General features: G+C 62.5%; 1 tRNA gene and 2 pseudogenes. 2 read left to right on the forward strand and 1 reads right to left on the reverse strand.

What is annotated here, in order from left to right:
- Positions 1–172, reverse strand: a pseudogene (locus EOA22_RS39370) (lipoyl(octanoyl) transferase LipB); the annotation flags it as partial.
- 234 nt (positions 173–406) lie between these two features.
- Here EOA22_RS39370 and EOA22_RS34890 point away from each other — a divergent pair.
- Positions 407–491 (forward strand) — tRNA-Leu (locus EOA22_RS34890).
- Positions 492–680: 189 nt separating this feature from the next.
- Positions 681–1,046: pseudogene (locus EOA22_RS34895) on the forward strand (magnesium transporter); the annotation flags it as partial.

Below are 1,046 nucleotides of genomic sequence, written 5' to 3' on the forward strand. Positions count from 1 at the left end.
CGACCAACCAGACCATTTCGACGGCAGGGCCGCTGCGGATCGCCTCGGCGCGCGCCTCCATGAAGGCAAGTGCCTCGGGATAGGCGGTAAGGCCGGGCTCGATCAGCCATTCGACCGGTGCCGAGCCGGGAAGCGGCAGGAACGATGTGGCGATCTGGCTGCGTTCGGTCATGGCGTATCGTCTTTTCGTTTGTCCATGGCGCGCCCAAAAACGCCTCGCACCTTTGGGCGACATCAACTTGCCTTCCATATGGCGATATCAGGCGCAAACGTCCAGTTCCGGCGCTGCGTTCGGGCCCTGTGGAGCATTATGCCAATCGCCTGACATTATTGCTTGCCGTGCACTTGTTTCACCGGAAACGATTTGCTACACGCCGCGAGCCGGTCGGTTCCGGCTCTACCACGTGCGGTCGTGGCGGAATTGGTAGACGCGCAGCGTTGAGGTCGCTGTGGGGCAACCCGTGGAAGTTCGAGTCTTCTCGACCGCACCATTCTCTTCCCAGAATCCGATTTGTGCCGGTCTCGCCCGCTGCGGGCCGGACGCATTTCGTTGATATTCCCGCACTTTACGCCACTTTCTTTTTGAGCGTCGGATTCTCCCAAAACCGGTTTCCCCCTTGGGTCCGATGCTCTAGACCTGATTTGCACCTTTTCCGGGATTCTTGTGGCGGGAGGCGCTGGTGGAAGGCGAGCACGAACGGACGACCGGCGCCGGGGCCGCCGAGGACAACCACGCCGACATCTATGGCGAGGACGGCGCCGTGCTTTCGTCCTTCCTGGCGCGGATCGGCGCGGCGATCGCCGACCGCGACACGCTGACCCTCAAGCATGAAGTCGACGACCTGCACCAGTCGGAGCTCGGCGATCTGCTCGAGGCGCTGCATCCCGAACAGCGCCGCGCGCTGGTCGAACTCCTGGGCGCCGATTTCGACTTTTCCTCGCTGACGGAGGTCGACGAGGCGATCCGTATGGAGATCGTCGACAATCTGCCCAATGCGCAGATCGCGCAGGCGGTGCAGGAGCTCGATTCCGACGACGCCGTCTAC

The sequence above is a fragment of the Mesorhizobium sp. M7A.F.Ca.US.014.04.1.1 genome, from assembly GCF_003998745.1.
In the GTDB taxonomy this organism is placed as follows: Bacteria; Pseudomonadota; Alphaproteobacteria; order Rhizobiales; family Rhizobiaceae; genus Mesorhizobium; species Mesorhizobium ciceri.